The sequence below is a fragment of the Bartonella sp. AP88XZML genome, assembly GCF_042195565.1.
Classification (GTDB): domain Bacteria; phylum Pseudomonadota; class Alphaproteobacteria; order Rhizobiales; family Rhizobiaceae; genus Bartonella.
Genome location: NZ_JBHIOQ010000040.1, coordinates 73,517 through 90,299, shown reverse-complemented (window position 1 = coordinate 90,299; position 16,783 = coordinate 73,517). Strand labels below are relative to the sequence as shown.

Annotated in this window: 13 protein-coding genes; 3 read left to right on the top strand and 10 right to left on the bottom strand. The window is 38.8% G+C overall.

Annotated features, from left to right (window positions below):
* Positions 1–208: 208 nt before the first annotated feature.
* From ACFIK2_RS04610 to nth, 9 genes are all read right to left on the bottom strand, one after another.
* Positions 209–1,114, bottom strand: coding sequence for a metal ABC transporter permease (locus ACFIK2_RS04610; RefSeq protein WP_273790250.1), 906 nt, complete (start codon positions 1,112–1,114; stop codon positions 209–211).
* Positions 1,111–1,977, bottom strand: coding sequence for a metal ABC transporter permease (locus ACFIK2_RS04605; RefSeq protein WP_375611406.1), 867 nt, complete (start codon positions 1,975–1,977; stop codon positions 1,111–1,113). Before ACFIK2_RS04605 ends, ACFIK2_RS04610 begins: the two co-directional genes overlap by 4 nt.
* Positions 1,974–2,804, bottom strand: coding sequence for a manganese/iron ABC transporter ATP-binding protein (locus ACFIK2_RS04600; RefSeq protein ID WP_273790252.1), 831 nt, complete (start codon positions 2,802–2,804; stop codon positions 1,974–1,976). Before ACFIK2_RS04600 ends, ACFIK2_RS04605 begins: the two co-directional genes overlap by 4 nt.
* Positions 2,801–3,709 (bottom strand): metal ABC transporter substrate-binding protein, encoded by a 909-nt coding sequence (locus ACFIK2_RS04595; RefSeq protein WP_375620851.1) that lies wholly within the window; start codon positions 3,707–3,709, stop codon positions 2,801–2,803. Before ACFIK2_RS04595 ends, ACFIK2_RS04600 begins: the two co-directional genes overlap by 4 nt.
* A 290-nt stretch (positions 3,710–3,999) precedes the next feature.
* The gene (pheT, locus tag ACFIK2_RS04590) at positions 4,000–6,414 is read right to left on the bottom strand and encodes a phenylalanine--tRNA ligase subunit beta (RefSeq protein ID WP_375676932.1); all 2,415 of its coding nucleotides are present in this window, start codon (positions 6,412–6,414) and stop codon (positions 4,000–4,002) included.
* A gap of 32 nt (positions 6,415–6,446) precedes the next feature.
* Positions 6,447–7,529: a phenylalanine--tRNA ligase subunit alpha gene (gene pheS, locus ACFIK2_RS04585; RefSeq protein WP_375633688.1), complete on the bottom strand. Its 1,083-nt coding sequence runs from the start codon at positions 7,527–7,529 to the stop codon at positions 6,447–6,449.
* Positions 7,530–7,623: 94 nt separating this feature from the next.
* Entirely contained in the window at positions 7,624–8,025 is a 402-nt protein-coding gene (gene rplT, locus ACFIK2_RS04580) for a 50S ribosomal protein L20 (protein ID WP_012754515.1), read from the bottom strand.
* A gap of 33 nt (positions 8,026–8,058) precedes the next feature.
* Positions 8,059–8,262, bottom strand: coding sequence for a 50S ribosomal protein L35 (gene rpmI, locus ACFIK2_RS04575; protein ID WP_183193590.1), 204 nt, complete (start codon positions 8,260–8,262; stop codon positions 8,059–8,061).
* A 155-nt stretch (positions 8,263–8,417) separates the two neighbouring features.
* On the bottom strand, positions 8,418–9,158 hold the full coding sequence (gene nth / locus ACFIK2_RS04570) for an endonuclease III (RefSeq protein WP_375612818.1): 741 nt from the start codon (positions 9,156–9,158) through the stop codon (positions 8,418–8,420).
* A gap of 120 nt (positions 9,159–9,278) precedes the next feature.
* Here nth and ACFIK2_RS04565 point away from each other — a divergent pair, with 120 nt between their 5' ends.
* The 3 genes from ACFIK2_RS04565 to ilvD all read left to right on the top strand — a co-directional run bounded on the left by ACFIK2_RS04565 (position 9,279) and on the right by ilvD (position 12,802).
* Positions 9,279–9,710, top strand: coding sequence for an Hsp20 family protein (locus ACFIK2_RS04565; protein WP_375612819.1), 432 nt, complete (start codon positions 9,279–9,281; stop codon positions 9,708–9,710).
* A gap of 26 nt (positions 9,711–9,736) precedes the next feature.
* A complete protein-coding gene (locus ACFIK2_RS04560; RefSeq protein WP_012754519.1) occupies positions 9,737–9,988 on the top strand; it encodes a DUF1150 domain-containing protein in 252 nt (83 codons plus the stop codon).
* A 975-nt stretch (positions 9,989–10,963) separates the two neighbouring features.
* Positions 10,964–12,802 carry a dihydroxy-acid dehydratase gene (gene ilvD, locus ACFIK2_RS04555; RefSeq protein WP_375617524.1) on the top strand — a complete coding sequence of 613 codons (1,839 nt, stop codon included), beginning with the start codon at positions 10,964–10,966 and terminating at the stop codon, positions 12,800–12,802.
* A 1,058-nt stretch (positions 12,803–13,860) separates the two neighbouring features.
* On the opposite strand, the gene mutS is transcribed toward ilvD, so the two are convergent.
* Positions 13,861–16,605, bottom strand: coding sequence for a DNA mismatch repair protein MutS (gene mutS / locus ACFIK2_RS04550; protein ID WP_375676931.1), 2,745 nt, complete (start codon positions 16,603–16,605; stop codon positions 13,861–13,863).
* Between the last annotated feature and the right edge of the window lie 178 nt (positions 16,606–16,783).

The window sequence follows — 16,783 nt, the reverse complement described above, 5'->3', positions numbered from 1 at the left end:
TTTAGAAAAACAAAAAAATAAAAAGGCTGCAGAAGAAATCAATGCAGCCTCTTAATTAAGAATGCAGTTTTGGGGGGGAGAAAATTTACTGCATTCACCTGCTAGATATTAGGAGGAAAAATAACCTAGCACCCCGGACTCTAATTAAAATAAAAATGAGAAACAATATATAAAAATGCATGGCTGATATGCATGAATTTTAACACTTTCAAGTCTCTTGAACTGTGTTTCGACGAAAGAAAATCATCATGAAAATAGCCATAAAAATCAACGTCAAGATCAACACAATTGTGGAAGCAGAATCAGAGCCGATAAATAAGCTGAGATAAATCCCTAAAAAACCAGAAAAAGCTGCAACAAGTATCGCGATCATTAACATAAAAGAAAACCGCTTTGTGACAAGATAGGCAATTGCTCCTGGTGCTATCAGTAAAGAAATAACGAGTACGATACCTACAGCTTTCAAAGCTGCAACAATTGTAAGAGAAATCATCGTTAGCAGGGTATAGTGGAGTAGAGATATTGGTAACCCCATTGCACGTCCTTGAACTGTGTCAAAAATATACAGCATAAAGTCGCGCCATTTTGCTGCTAAAATAAAAGTGACAACAGCGGAAATGATTGCCGTCTGCGTTATATCAAGCCAGTTAACACCCAAGAGATTACCAAATAGAATATGATTCAAATCTAAGCTACTATAAATAGACGTGGCTAAAACAAGCCCCAAACCAAACATTGAAGAAAAGACCACACCCATCACCGTGTCCTGTTTGATACGGCTATTGCTCCCTAAAAAACCCGTTAATAGTGCACACACCATTCCTGCAACAAAAGCACCGCAAGTAATCAAAGTCATTGTAATATTCTCTGGACGCATATGCTGAAACCAAGCAAATGGCAAAGAAGTTAAAAATGCGATTACCCATGGTGTTGTCATATAACCAACAACAACACCTGGAAAAACTGCATGAGAAATGGCATCGCCTAACAGCGCCCATCCTTTCAAAATAAGAAAACAGGAAAGCATCGCCATGGGAATAGAAAGAATCATGACAATAAGCATACCCTTAAGCATAAAAGAAAACTGAAACGGAAGCAGTAATTGATCAATCATGATAATATTACACCCTTTTTTGCCGCATTTATGCGTAAGCGCGCAGCAATAAACCCATGTTTAGGAGCAAAAATAAAAGCCAAAACAAATAAAGATGCTTGAAAAAGCACTACAACCCCCCCTGTTTGTGCATTCAAAAAATAACTCACATAAACACCCAAGACACTTGTGAAGGTTCCAATTACAACTGCAATAACCAAGATGTTCACGAAACGATCACTTAAAAGATAGGCCGTTGCCCCAGGTGTCACAACAAGACAAATGACTAAGAATGCTCCAACGGTTTGCATCGCAGCAACAGTACAAGCGGCAAGCAATGTGAAAAAGAGAATCTTTAAAAATTTTACGTTTAATCCAATGGCATGCGCATGCGTTTCATCAAATAATGACACAAGAAGATCTTTCCATTTCAAAAGCAATATAAGCAACGAAACAAAGCCGATAAAAGCCAATTGTAGAATATCTGTTGAACTCACTGCTAAAATATTTCCCAAAACAATCGTATCAATATTAACAGCCATTGGTTTTAATGATTTGAGAAACAACCCAAAGGCAAAAAAGGAAGAAAAAATGAGCCCAATAATGGTATCTTCTTTAAGCTTTGTCCGGTGGTTAAAAAAGAGCATTGCTGCTGCTGCAAGACCACCAGAAAAAAAAGCGCCGAGTGAAAAAGGTAACCCTAAAAGGTAAGCTCCTGCTACACCAGGAACAATCGAATGGGAAAGTGCATCACCAATCAATGACCAACCTTTTAACATCAAAAAAGCTGAAAGAAAGGCACAAACACACCCAACTAACCCAGAAACCCACATTGCATTCACCATATATTGATAGCTCAGTGGCTCAAGCAACCAAGAAATCATGCAACGTGCTCCACTCTTTCAATATCTTCACAAACTGCAGACTGCTTTCTTCCCATGAAAACATCATTTTTTTTTGTGGTTTGAAGATCAAAAATATGGTGGTGCAAAGACCCTCCAAAAGTTTTCTCCAGATTTTCCTTTGTAAAGATTTTTTCTGTTAACCCAGAAGCTAAAACAGTACCTTTTATTAAAACTGTATGATCACAAAATTCGCGAACAGAACCCAAATTGTGAGTTGAAACCAAGATCACTGCTCCTTCTTTACGGAGATCTTGTAACAAAGCAATGATTTTATCTTCTGTTGTAACGTCAACCCCTGTAAACGGCTCATCTAATAAAATAGCTTTTGCTTTCTGTGCAAGAGCGCGCGCTAGAAAAACACGCTTTTTCTGTCCACCAGAAAGTTCTCCAATTTGGCGCTTGGCAAAAGCCAACATATCAACGCGTTCTAAGGCAATACGAACGGCTTCATAATCTTGTGTACGGGCATAGCGAAAGAAATTCATATGACCATACCGCCCCATCAATACAACATCTTCAACCAAGACAGGAAAATTCCAATCAACATCTTCACTTTGAGGAACATAAGCAATAAGATTTTTTTTCAAAGCTATATCAACGGGCAAATCAAACATACGAATTTTTCCCTTTGAGGGGCGTACAAACCCCATAATCGCTTTAAATAACGTTGACTTACCGGATCCATTAACACCAACCAATGCCGTAATAGAACCCTTTGGACTTTCAAAATTCACTTCGCGTAAAGCTGTATGTCCATTACGATATGTTACCGTTACTCCTTGGGCAAAAATTCCACATTCCGTCATTGGTTTTTTACTCCCTCTACTAAAGCATTGCTAATACGTCCACTCGTGACACGTAATAAATCAATATAAGTGGGTACCTCACCATTTTTCTCACTTAAAGAATCAACATAAAGAACACCACCGTATTTAGCCCCTGTTTCTCTGGCAACCTGCTTGGCAGGCGCAGGGGAAATAGTGCTTTCAGAAAAAACTGCATGAATATTGTATTTGCGAACCATATCGATAACATGCTTGACCTGCTGTGGTGTTCCTTGTTGGTCAGCATTGATGGGCCATAAATAAAGTTCTTTTAGATCAAAATCACGCGCCAAATAGCTAAAAGCCCCCTCACTGGTCACAAGCCAACGTTTATCTTGCGGTACAGCTTCTAATTCAGCCCTAATTGGATCAATCGTTGCACGAATTTTCTGTTTATAAATTTCAGCATTCTGTTTATAAATTTCAGCATGTTCAGGATCATATTTTACAAAAGCATCGCGAATATTATCAACGTAAATCAAAGCAGAGGTCGGTGACATCCACGCATGAGGATTGGGTTTACCGCTAAAGGGTCCCTCACCAATTTTAATGGGTATAATACCTTTTGAAACAACAACACTTGGAACATCCTTGATATTTTGAAAAAACTTTTCAAACCAAAGCTCTAACTCTAAACCATTCCACAATACAAGGTTAGCTCCCTGAGCACGCATAAGATCGCGTGGGGTGGGTTGGTATTCATGAATTTCCGCACCTGGTTTTGTAATGGATTCAACATCAGCGGCATCACCTGCTACATTGCGTGCCATATCAGCAATGATAGTGAATGTCGTAACAGCTTTAAATTTACCAGCACACAAAGCAAAATTGGGTGTAAAAAAAATAACACTTCCAAAAACTATGGTGAAAAACGTTCTTACGTTCATTGATTCTCTCTTTCCTTTATATGCCTTCTTTTTATTGCAAATAATTTGCATTATCATTTAGCAATAGCAGTTATCTTTTACATTTGCAATGAAGGATTAAGAGAAAAAATAACTTTTCAAGATGTTTAAAAACAGTTTTTTCATATTGAAAAAATTGATGATTTAAGCAGCTTGTTTTGGTAAGGAGGTTCCCTTTCAAGAAGTTCTATAGCTCTTGAATGCCAAACAAAAAGGGAGCACTCAAAAATGCTCCCACTTCATGTAAAATATCTCATAAAAAATGAGAATACTCAGTAGCGTAAATATGCACCTGTCATTTTGGTAACATTATCCACGATCTTTGAGGCAAGCTTTTCTAAATCTTCATCTGTTAGAGTCCGTTCTATGGGCTGAATAGTTACTTCAATTGCAACAGATTTTTTATCTTCACCAAAGCTTAAATCTTCAAAAATATCAAAAACCTGCACTGAATGAATAAGTTTTTTATCGGCTCCACTTGCCGCCCGAATAATAAGAGAAGAGGCAACAGTTTTATCCGCTATAAAGGCAAAATCACGCCGCACCATTTGAAAAGGTGAGAGTTTCAAAGGAGGGCGGCTTTTGGTCGTTTTTTTCTTTGATTCTGGAATTCGGTCTAGAAAAATTTCAAAGCCGCATAAAGGTCCACTGACATCTAACTTTTCTAATGTAGCAGGATGAAAAACACCAAAAAAACCAAGAATAATCTTTGATCCAAGTTTTATGACACCTGAACGACCAGGGTGATACCAATCAGGTGCTCCAACTTCAATCTGCACTTTCCCAACATCCATATCGCATGCTTCTAAAATAGCTAAAGCATCTGCTTTGGCATCAAAAACATCAACGACGGTTGCATTTCCATTCCAAAAACGCCCAGCCCCTTTAAATTGCTCTGTTCCGCGACGAATTCCACTAACAACACGGTGTTGTTTATCAGGGGTGTCGCCCTCATAAATACTTGAAACTTCAAACAAAGCAAGATCGAAAAAACCACGATCAGCATTTCTTTGTGCCGCTATAATCAAACTAGGTAAAAGGGAAGGACGCATCATTGACATATCAGCAGCAATAGGATTAACTAATTTAAGCTCTTCTTGACCTCCTCCAAAAGCAAGAGCTTGATTTTCAGAAATAAAAGACCATGTTACCGCTTCTTTCATACCACGTTGCACTAGAGCCAAACGTGTAGCACGTGAACGAATTTGTGCGCATGTTAAAATTTGATCTTTTCCTTCTGCAAAGTTTTCCAAAGGAATAGGTTTAATTTTATCTAACCCATAAATTCTCATAACCTCTTCCACCAAATCGGCTTTACTGATAATATCAGGGCGCCATGATGGTACTTTTACCGTAATAACATCTCCTTTTCCTTCAACAAAAAATCCAAGTTTTGTTAAAATAGAGATGACTTTTTCAGGCTCTATTTCCAAATTTGTTAAACGTTTAATTTCAGAAAAAGGAAAAGCGATCTGTTTGATTTCTTGTTGCTGATAGCCAACGATCCTCTTTTTAGATACTTCACCACCACAAAGACGTAAGACCAATTCTGTTGCAATCTCAAGTCCTGTTTCTATAAAAGCCGGGTCAACACCTCGTTCAAATCGATAACGTGCATCACTGATAAGACCTAATGCTCTTCCTGTTTGTGCAATGCTTCGCGCATCCCAAAGCGCCGATTCAATAATAACGCGATGTGTTGTTTCATCACAACTCGTTCTTTCACCGCCCATGATACCGGCAATCGAAACAACCCCCTCATCATCTGCAATGACACAATTCTTAGCGCCCAGATGATAGATTTTTCCGTTCAGTGCTTGAAGCTGCTCTCCCTCACGCGCGCAACGTACACACAAATTACCTTTAATTTTATCTGCATCAAAAACATGGAGTGGACGACCAAGGTCAAAACTGATGTAATTGGTCATATCAACAAGCGCATTAATCGGTCTCAAACCAATTGCATTCAAACGCTGTTGCATCCACTGTGGTGATTCGCCATTTTGAACATTGCGTACTTCACGCCAAGCGAAACCTAAACATAATGATGAACCTTGCGAAAAATCTAATGAAACATCGAGAGGTGTTTCAAAAGAAGGCTCAAATTTTGACAAAGATAATTCTTTTAATTTTCCCATTCCAGCGGCAGAAAGATCACGAGCAATACCGCGAACACCTGTACAATCGGAACGATTGGGGGTCAAACCAATATCAATGATCGGATCATCTAAACCAGCATAAGCTGCAAATGAATCTCCAATAGGTGCATCTTCTGGAAGTTCGATAATTCCCTCATGTTCATTTGATAATTCAAGCTCCGCTTGCGAACACATCATCCCAAAACTTTCAACCCCGCGGATTTTTCCTACAGATAATGTCACATCAAGTCCTGGGATATAAGTGCCTGGTAGTGCCAGAACACCTACAAGACCTGCTCGTGCATTTGGTGCTCCACAGACAACTTGAACAGGTGTAGCAGTTCCTGTATCCACTGATAAAATTTGAAGTTTATCGGCATCAGGATGTTTTATTGCTATTAAAACTTTTGCAATCATAAAACCTTTTAAAGAAGACCGATCATCAACGTGATCAACCTCAAGACCGATAGCGGTTAATTTTTCACAAATTTCATTCAAAGATGCATTTGTTTCTAAGTGATCTTTTAACCACGACAATGTAAACTTCATTTTAAAACCTCACATGAAAGCGATGACTAAGATCACACGTTTTTATTAGGAAAAAAAGCAGGCATATCAAAGCAACGAAAGCCATAATGGTCTAACCAACGCAGGTCAGCATCAAAAAAAGCCCGCAAATCAGGCATACCGTATTTCAACATGGCAATACGATCAATGCCCATGCCCCATGCAAAACCTTGATATTCATCGGGATCTAAACCAACATTTTTCAACACCTGGGGATGCACCATTCCGCATCCTAAAATTTCCAACCAATCCTGTCCTTCTCCGAACTTTACTTCTGAACCAGAACGATCACATTGAATATCCACTTCCATAGATGGTTCGGTAAAAGGGAAAAAAGAGGGACGAAAACGCATTTTTACAGAGGGAACTTCAAAAAATTCTTTACAAAAGGTTTCATGTAGCCACATCATATGGGCAATGGTGGAGGTTTTATCGATGACAAGACCTTCTACCTGATGGAACATGGGAGAATGTGTTGCATCCGAATCCATGCGGTAAGTTTTTCCAGGAATAATGATTCGTATCGGTGCTTTTTGTTTTTCTAGTGTACGAATTTGTACGGGTGATGTATGGGTTCGCAATAATTTTCGTTCTCCCATTTTATCAACATCAAAAAAGAAGGTATCATGCATTTCACGCGCTGGATGCCCTTCAGGAAAATTCAATGCCGTAAAATTATAATAATCTGTTTCAATATCAGGTCCCTCTGCAAGAGAAAAACCCAACTTTGTATAAATGGCAATAATTTCCTCAATCACTTGTGAAATAGGATGAATGCGTCCCCGTTCTATAGGTGAAGAGCGAACAGGCAAGGTAACATCAACTGTTTCACGAGAAAGACGGGCATCCATTGCCTGTCTTTTCAAAAGATCACGCTTTTGTGCCCATAATTCTAAAATGCGATTTTTTAATCCATTAAGAACTGGTCCAACTTTATGGCGCTCGCCAGCATCCATTTTTCCTAATTCTTTTAATTTTTCAGAGATACTACCTTTTTTACCCAATGCTGCAATACGCACTTCTTCAAGTGCTTGTTCATCACCTGCTGCCTCTAAGGCTAAACAAATTTCTTGTTCCAGATGCTCAATATCATTCATATTTTTGCCTATTTTTTAATAAAGAAAAACCCGCACTCGCAATAGCCAGCACGGGACCTCGAATAAATGAATGCTTTAAGAGAACACGACTGGCTTATTTGACAGCGCCTTCGAAAGCATTAGGTGTCGTATCTTTTAAATATTCTAAAGCTTTTTTTGCCGAAGCTACTAAAGCAGAAAATGCTTCTGCCTCATGGATTGCTATATCTGAAAGAACCTTACGATCAACCTCAATACCGGCTTTTGATAAGCCATCAATAAAACGTCCATAAGTTAAACCTTCTGCGCGAACAGCCGCATTAATTCTCTGAATCCACAAAGCACGGAAAGTACGTTTCCTATTTTTGCGATCACGATAAGCGTATTGCTTTGAACGATCAACCGCTGCTTTAGCTGCACGAATGGTATTTTTACGACGACCGTAAAAACCTTCAGCCTGTTTAAGAACTTTTTTGTGCTTAGCGTGTGCTGTCACACCTCTTTTCACACGAGCCATATTATAATCTCCTCAAAATCAAAAGCGTAAGGTTTAAATACCATTCGGCAAATAATGCTGAATGACTTTTTTAGCATCTTGTTCACACAAAACCATTGTTCCACGTGCATCGCGAATAAATTTATTCGAACGCTTAATCATGCCGTGGCGCTTACCGGCAGCTGCTACTTTAATTTTGCCTGACGCAGTGATTTTAAACCGCTTTTTAGCGGATGATTTGGTCTTCATCTTGGGCATTTTGCTACTCCGTACATTAATTTATTCAATCAAACATTTTATTCACTCAAGCGGACCAACGCTTGAACAAGCATTTAAACAGCCACGGCATGCCCTGCCGGGCGGCTCTTAAAGACGTTTTCATAAGCTAGTATACACAAAATAGCAAGACCGTATTACAAAAAAATCGGCGCTCCATTGCCTTGAAGCTCAACCAAAGGTGCTGGAATTGCATTTGTTTTGATGGCTGCTTTACATAAATCGGCAATAATGCATTGCGTACATTGTGGTTTACGGGCTTGACAAATATAGCGACCATGTAAAATTAGCCAATGATGCGCATGGCGAATATAATGAACCGGTATAATCTTTAATAATTTTTTCTCAACAATTTCTGGTGTTTTGCCAGGCGCCAAACCAAGACGATTGCTTAAGCGAAAAATATGTGTATCTACTGCCAATGTAGGCTGACCAAAAGCAACATTCAAGACCACATTAGCCGTTTTGCGCCCCACTCCAGGAAGGGCCATGAGTGCTTCACGCGTATCGGGTACTTGACCGCCATAATAATCAATTAAACAGTTGCAAAGCGCATAAACATTACGTGCTTTTGCACGCCAAAGGCCAATTGAACGGATATGATTTGCTATTTCTTCTTCCCCTAATGCAACCATTTTTTCCGGTTGATCAGCAAGGCAAAATAATTCTTTTGTCGCTTTATTAACGCTTACATCTGTCGCTTGAGCCGAAAGCACAACGGCAACTAAAAGTGTAAAAGTATTTATATAGTTAAGATCACTCTTAGGTGTTGGGCGTTGCACAGAAAAACGGCGAAATATTTCCGCAATTTCATCTTTATTATACAATATACTAGATAAATTTCGCACCTTTGATAATTTTATGTTACTTTGAGGCATTGAACTCTCTTAAATCTTCTCTCTTGAAGTTATCATTCACGCTCGCCATATGAGAGGAGTGCAGCGAACACTTTTATAGAGTTTGGTCAAGTAAAGCCGTTTTAAAGAGGATACTCATGAATGACACATGTGACGCCTTTCTCCAATCCTTTTCTTTTAGGGTTTGAAACCGTAGAAAAAATATTGCAACGTATCGGTAAAGCTGATGAGGCTTACCCAGCCTATAATATTGAACGTTTGCATAAAAGTGATGATGCAAATCATATCCGGATAACTTTGGCTGTTGCTGGATTTAAGATTAACCATCTTAATATTTTACTCGATGATAATCAATTGGTTATTCATGGTAAACAAACAGACAACCAAAATCATCAATATTTATATCGCGGTATAGCTGCGCGACAATTCCAGCGAACCTTTGTTCTCGCGGAAGGGATGCATGTTACAAATGCAGAGTTGAAAAATGGTCTTTTATCAATTAATCTGTATCAACCAAAATTAAAAAAAGAAATAAAACAGATTCCAATTAAAGTCAGTAGTGGTGAGTCATAAAAGTTAAGGCGTAAAGGAACAGTGAAATGGGAGAACACAAACAAAACTTGTCGTTTCAGAACACATCCTACTCTGATGCGGGACAGATTGCCTATTTAAAAAAAGTTTGTACAGATGATCTGGCTAAAAACTTTCCAGATCTTCCACCGATGACCCCAGGCATTACGATATGGGCTCTCTTTGGTGAAACAGGTTATCCTATCATTTTATCCGATGAGCGTTCTATCGCTCTTGCTGGAGCCAATGAGCATGAACTACAAATTGTAACTCTGCACTAGATTACCTTACGAGAAAACGCTGTACTCTTTGTAAATTCTATCTGTTTTTTCGTAAAGGGTGTAATGTGAGTTATAATGAGATAAGTATTGGTTTATATTCATAATTAATTTTTTACAACTGGAATGAGAGTCCCGAATATCATAAGGTTCTCTCATTTTAGATCCTCTTGTATTAAAACAATTAAAGTCACTTGCTTGTATGTCACACGCAGGGAAGGCCGTGTAGATAAAAACGCTTGAAGGAAGGAATAAAAATATCTCTTGTTAATTGTCTTAATTACCAAGGATGTTCGCAATATTGGGGATGAGAAAAATGTATGATGGTGTCAGTTATCTTCTTCATAAGTGTGAAGATGTCCCTTATAGATTTATATTATTCACGGGGGCTGTTATACCATTCATAGGCGCTATCGTGAAATGGGCTCGAGTGCATTGAAAGATGTCTCTTTAAAATGAGTACATAAAGGCTATACAAGTGTATTTTGTTTGGTGTGTTTTGTTCTTCCTGAGGGGAGTAGCTCTATTGAAGAGTGTAAAAACAAAAGCATGAGATAATGCGTCATCATTATTTAAAAGATATTTTTATGAATGCGTTTGAAAGGTGTAAAGCTGAATTGTAAGGAGATAATAGATTTTTACCACGATTTCTTTATATTCTTTCCAATTCCAGAGATTACGCAAACAGATAGATGCAATATACTAACCAAATCTGGCATACAAAAATCTGGAACTGTTCATGTCACACTGAAGCGTTTTGATATTTGTCTCAAACGTGGACTTGCACAAGGATTAGATGTTGATTAACAGGTAATAAAAAACAAAGGCTTTATGAAAAAGTTTATGCAGAGCTTTTAATTTTGTGCTTCAAATGCCGCAGTACAAGGTATTTTTCTCTTTTGAATATTAAAGCTCTTGTTTTTATAATGAAGTTACAGCACAAAAAGCAAAATGGAATTATTTGAGGGGAAAAAAATAATGCCTTCTTACCGTTCAAGAATATCAACCCACGGGCGTAATATGGCAGGAGCCCGCGGACTTTGGCGTGCAACAGGGATGAAAGATACTGATTTTGGTAAACCCATTATTGCGATTGCGAATTCTTTTACACAATTTGTACCAGGGCATGTTCATTTAAAAGATCTTGGGCAATTAGTCGCACAACAGATAGCAGTTGCCGGTGGTGTTGCGAAAGAATTTAATACCATTGCTGTAGATGATGGAATTGCGATGGGGCACGATGGAATGCTCTATTCGTTGCCCTCACGTGAAATCATTGCTGATTCTGTAGAGTATATGGTTAATGCACATTGTGCAGATGCACTTGTCTGTATTTCTAATTGTGACAAAATTACGCCTGGTATGTTAATGGCTGCTTTACGGTTGAATATTCCGACAATCTTTGTTTCAGGCGGTCCTATGGAAGCAGGTAAGATTAAATGGAAGGATCAAGATCTAACGGTTGATTTGGTCGATGCCATGGTTGCAGCAGCTTCAGAACAGAATTCAGAAGAAGAAGTGGCTGAAATGGAGCGTGCTGCTTGTCCTACATGTGGTTCTTGTTCAGGAATGTTTACAGCCAACTCCATGAATTGCTTAACGGAAGCATTGGGGCTTTCGCTTCCCGGAAATGGATCAATGTTAGCAACACATGCAGATCGACGGATGCTTTTTGAAGAAGCTGGAAAACAGATTGTTGCATTGGTTAAACGTTATTATGAAAAAGATGATGAAACAGTCTTGCCGCGCTCTATTGCTTCACGCAAGGCTTTTGAAAATGCAATGACCGTTGATATTGCCATGGGGGGATCAACCAATACAGTACTGCATCTTTTAGCCGCGGCGCAAGAAGGTGAGGTGGATTTTACCATGACGGATATTGATCATCTTTCACGTCGTGTTCCTGTTTTATGTAAGGTTGCTCCTGCTGTTGCAAATGTACATATGGAAGATGTTCATCGCGCTGGTGGTATTATGGGGCTTTTAGGCGAACTGGATGCGGCGGGACTCATTGATACATCAACTTATACGGTTCACGCAAAAACAATGAAAGAAGCTCTTTACCGTTGGGATGTAAAGCAAACTAATGAGCCAACAGTTCATGCATTTTATCGTGCCGCTCCTGGTGGTATTCCAACACAGACAGCTTTTAGTCAATCTTGTCGCTATGAGAGCCTTGACCTTGATCGTGAAAAAGGTGTGATTCGCGATAGGGAACACGCATATTCACAAGATGGAGGATTGGCAGTTCTTTATGGAAATCTTGCAAAAGATGGCTGCATTGTAAAAACAGCAGGCGTTGATCAATCAATTTTAACTTTTAAAGGTCCGGCAAGAATTTTTGAAAGCCAAGATTCAGCTGTTTCAGCTATATTAACTGATAAGATTAAAACAGGTGAAATTGTTTTAATCCGTTATGAAGGTCCACGTGGTGGACCTGGAATGCAAGAAATGCTTTATCCAACAAGTTATCTCAAATCTAAAGGATTGGGCAAGGTTTGTGCACTTGTTACGGATGGACGTTTTTCAGGGGGAAGTTCAGGGCTCTCGATAGGACATATTTCACCAGAAGCTGCTGAAGGAGGAGAAATTGCGTTGGTGGAGGAGGGGGATATCATAGAAATTGATATTCCAAATCGTAGAATTCATATGTTGGTGGATAACGTTGAGATGAAGCAGCGCCGTTCTAAGATGGAAGCAAAAGGAAAAGGCGCTTGGCAACCGATTGAGAAGCGTCAGCGTAAAGTTTCAAAGGCTCTCAAAGCCTATGCAGCGATGACCACATCTGCTGCAAAGGGTGCAGTACGTAATATTTGATGAGATGAATGATGCGTCTTATAAAAGAGAGATAGTATTCTGATTTTTTGCATCTTTTACACGATATTCTAAGCTAATTATTTTATGAGCTTATCAGAATATTTCGAGTCATGATCAGTATGATTAAAAAGCTATCAATACAACTAAAAGCTGCTGCGGATTGCTTATTTTAGCAGCTATGTAAGACAGATAAAGATAGATATGGTATGATTACGTTTCATATCATATTTCAATTTTATACGAAATTACGATTTCCTGTTCTTATATTTATGAAAGATATTTATTGTACTGGTGGCATTATCTTGTTGTACCGTAAAAACACTGTCATTTAGAGCTGTGATATACGGCATCCTACTTAATATATTTAGTGTGTGGTGAATATTCTTAGACTTGTTTATCAAACTTTGAGTTTAAGTGAATTACATGACTAGGAAGTTAAGGTAAATCCCTTAGAATCTGGACTGTTTGCAGACTTGATTCGAATGAAAATCCTTATCCTTTGAGGTGCGGGAAGGAGTTCAAGGATGTTTATGAAAATAAAGTACTGCTGTGATATATCTGATTATATGTTTCATATGAAAACAGTAAAAGAGCTCTTTATAACTTAAAATGTGAAGCATAACTTAAAATGTGAAGAAAATGCGAGATCCATTATCCATGAATTTATTATGAAAAATGGGGAGGCATCCCAACACCGACAGCTTTAAACTAAAACTGTTGCTATGATAACAATAATATTGATTGTGAAAAAGCATAATTCATTAAATGTTGCGTATTTGCAAGGTGGAGGAGATTTCATGACAATCTTTGCAAAAAACGACTATCTTGTAAAAATAGTCGATATTGACCAATTTTTTGTATACGGGCCAATGTTGATCTAAGGAAATATGAAATATAATGCATAGGATTTTGCCTCTATATGCATTACACTTATCAAAATATATTGTGTAGAAAAGAGATGGGAATACGGTAAACAACAGTTTGTGCTGTGGCATATCAAAAAGGGATACTTTATCTCCTATTAAGAAAGCTTTTTAATAAAAAATAACATTTGTTTTCTATAAAGGGTTACTCTTTTCAAGCTGTTTGAGGTGGTAAATTGCTTCTAAAGCTTGTTTAGGGGAGAGTTCATCGGGATGGATATTTTTTAAAGCTTCGTGAAGTACACAATGTTTGTTTCTTGCTTCATTGACGGGAGATGTTGCTTTAAGAGAAAAGAGTGGTAAATCATCAATGAGTTTATGTCCTTTTCCAGCCATTTCACCTTGTTCTAATTGATGGAGTACATCTGTTGCTCGTGTAATAACGGCTGGGGGAAGTCCAGCAAGCTTTGCGACTTGTACACCATAGGAACGGTCAGCAGCTCCTGGTGTGATTTCATGAAGAAAAACTACATCACCATCCCAATTTTTGACTTTCATGGTTACATTATGCAGTCTGTCAAGTTTTTCGGTAAGTGCAGTCATTTCATGAAAATGGGTAGCGAGAATAGCACGACAATGGTTAACTTCATGGAGATATTCAACAGCAGCCCAAGCAATAGAAAGTCCATCAAAAGTTGATGTCCCACGCCCTATTTCATCAAGAATAACAAGGGAATGATGGCTAGCATGATTGAGAATCGTTGCTGTTTCAACCATTTCCATCATAAAGGTTGAGCGCCCCCGTGCAAGATCATCGGAAGCCCCAACGCGACTAAATAGGCGATCAACGATACCAATATGTGCTGAAGTTGCTGGAACGAAGGACCCCATTTGCGCCATAATAGCAATGAGAGCATTTTGCCGCAAAAAAGTTGATTTTCCTCCCATATTAGGCCCTGTCAACAGCCAGATTGCTGCATATTGCTGATTTTCTTGTACAGAGAGATCACAATTATTGGCAATAAAAGGTTCTGCTGCTTGTTTGCGGAGTGCTTGCTCGACGACAGGATGGCGTCCTGCTGTAATATGAAAGGTAAGTGAAAGATCAATTTTAGGGCGGCAATATCCTTGTTCTTCAGCAAGATATGCTAAAGCGACAGAGACATCTAAAATAGCAAGTGCTTCAGAGGCTTTACGAATAAAATCAACTTGTTCGGTAATTTCCTGAACGAGAATATCAAAAATCTCTAGTTCAAGTGTCAATGCGTGATTGGCAGCGTGGGCAATACGGCTTTCAAGGTCAGCAAGCTCTGTTGTCGTAAAACGCATAGCGTTTGCCATTGTTTGCCGATGAATAAAACGTGCTTTAGCTTGTGGATTATTTGTAAGGGCAGATGCTTGTGTGCTGGTTACTTCAATGAAATAACCTAGAATATTATTATGCTTTATTTTAAGAGTCTTAATATCTGTTTCTTGGGCATATTGCGCTTGAAGTTCAGCAATGACACGGCGCGATTCATCACGTAAAGCACGCATTTCATCGAGCTCTTTATGATAATTTGAACGAATAAAACCACCATCACGTTTAAGGAGTGGGAGATCATCAGCTAATGTTTGTTCTAAATGAAAGTACAACGCTGTAGGTAAGTTTGAGAACACCTGTTGTACATCACTTATTTCTTGAGGCAGAAGCTCATTATTAAGAAGTTGATGCAATTCACGAATGATTTCAAAGCCGCGCTGGATTGTCGCCATATCACGGGGACCTCCTCGTCCAAGAGCCAAACGTGAAACGGCGCGGGGCATATCTGGTCCCCCCTTTAAAATAAGTTTTATCGTTTCCGCAAGAGAAGGATTATGTAGAAAAAAATCGATAGAATCCAAACGCGTATCAATAGCTGAAGGAGTTGTGAGGGGAGCAATAAGGCGGTCAATAAGAAGGCGTGATCCTCCTCCTGTTACAGTGCGATCAATAGCTTTTAATAAACTTCCATCCCGTTGACCTGATGTCGTTCGAATAAGTTCAAGGCTTAGTCTGGTTGCAGCATCAATAAAAAGAGTTGCACTTTCATTTTGGCGCTCAGGCTGCATGAGGGGAGGGCGATGCGTGATTTGTGTTTTTTCGATATAACGAATAGCAGCTACAATTGCAGAGAGTTCACAGCGTGAATAATCGGCAACGCCTTCAAGAGTTGAGAGTTTAAAATAATTGCAAATATCGCGTTCAGCGGTGAGTGCATCAAAGAGACAAGCAGGTTGAGGTGAAACGATACGATCAAGAACACTAAAAAGTGACTTGTGAGATTTATCATGAAAAAATGAATCAGAAACAATGATTTCTTGTGGATCCACACGCATAATATCTGCTAAAAGTTTTTCTTGGCGGCTCTCTGTTACACGAAATATGCCTGTTGAGATATCAATCCAAGAAAGAGCAAATTCCTCTCCATCGCTAGTTTTTATACGGGAAAGTGTCATAAAATAATTTGCGCGTGTTGGATCAAGGAGTTTTTCTTCTGTTATCGTTCCAGGGGTTACAAGGCGAACAACATCACGCCGAACAACAGATTTTGAGCCACGTTTTTTTGCTTCAGCAGGATCTTCTATTTGTTCACAAACAGCAACTCGGTAACCACAAGCAATCAGTTTTTGTAAATAATCATCTGCTGCATGAACGGGAACACCGCACATAGGAATATCTTGTCCTAAATGTTTTCCGCGTGTTGTGAGTGTGATTCCTAAAGCCTGAGCAGCTTCAATCGCATCATTAAAAAATAATTCATAAAAATCCCCCATTCGGTAAAAGAGAAGGGAATCATGATGGACGGCTTTGATTTCTATGTACTGCTCCATCATAGGTGTAAGACGTTCTTGAGAGGAAGCAGATGGGGAGGCAGGCTGTGGAATTAAATTATTTTTATGATTGTTTTTTTTATCCATTTGTACGAGGCCTGTTTCCTTTAAGTGAAGTTTTTACTCTTTTTTGTTTACTTCAATATCTATTTATCTCTAAATTGCAACGCATCATCAGATTTGCTAAGGCAAGAATAGCGATTTCTAATATATGAATCAAATTTAATGACTATACGCATTATCAAGCAAAATTTACACTGTTTTT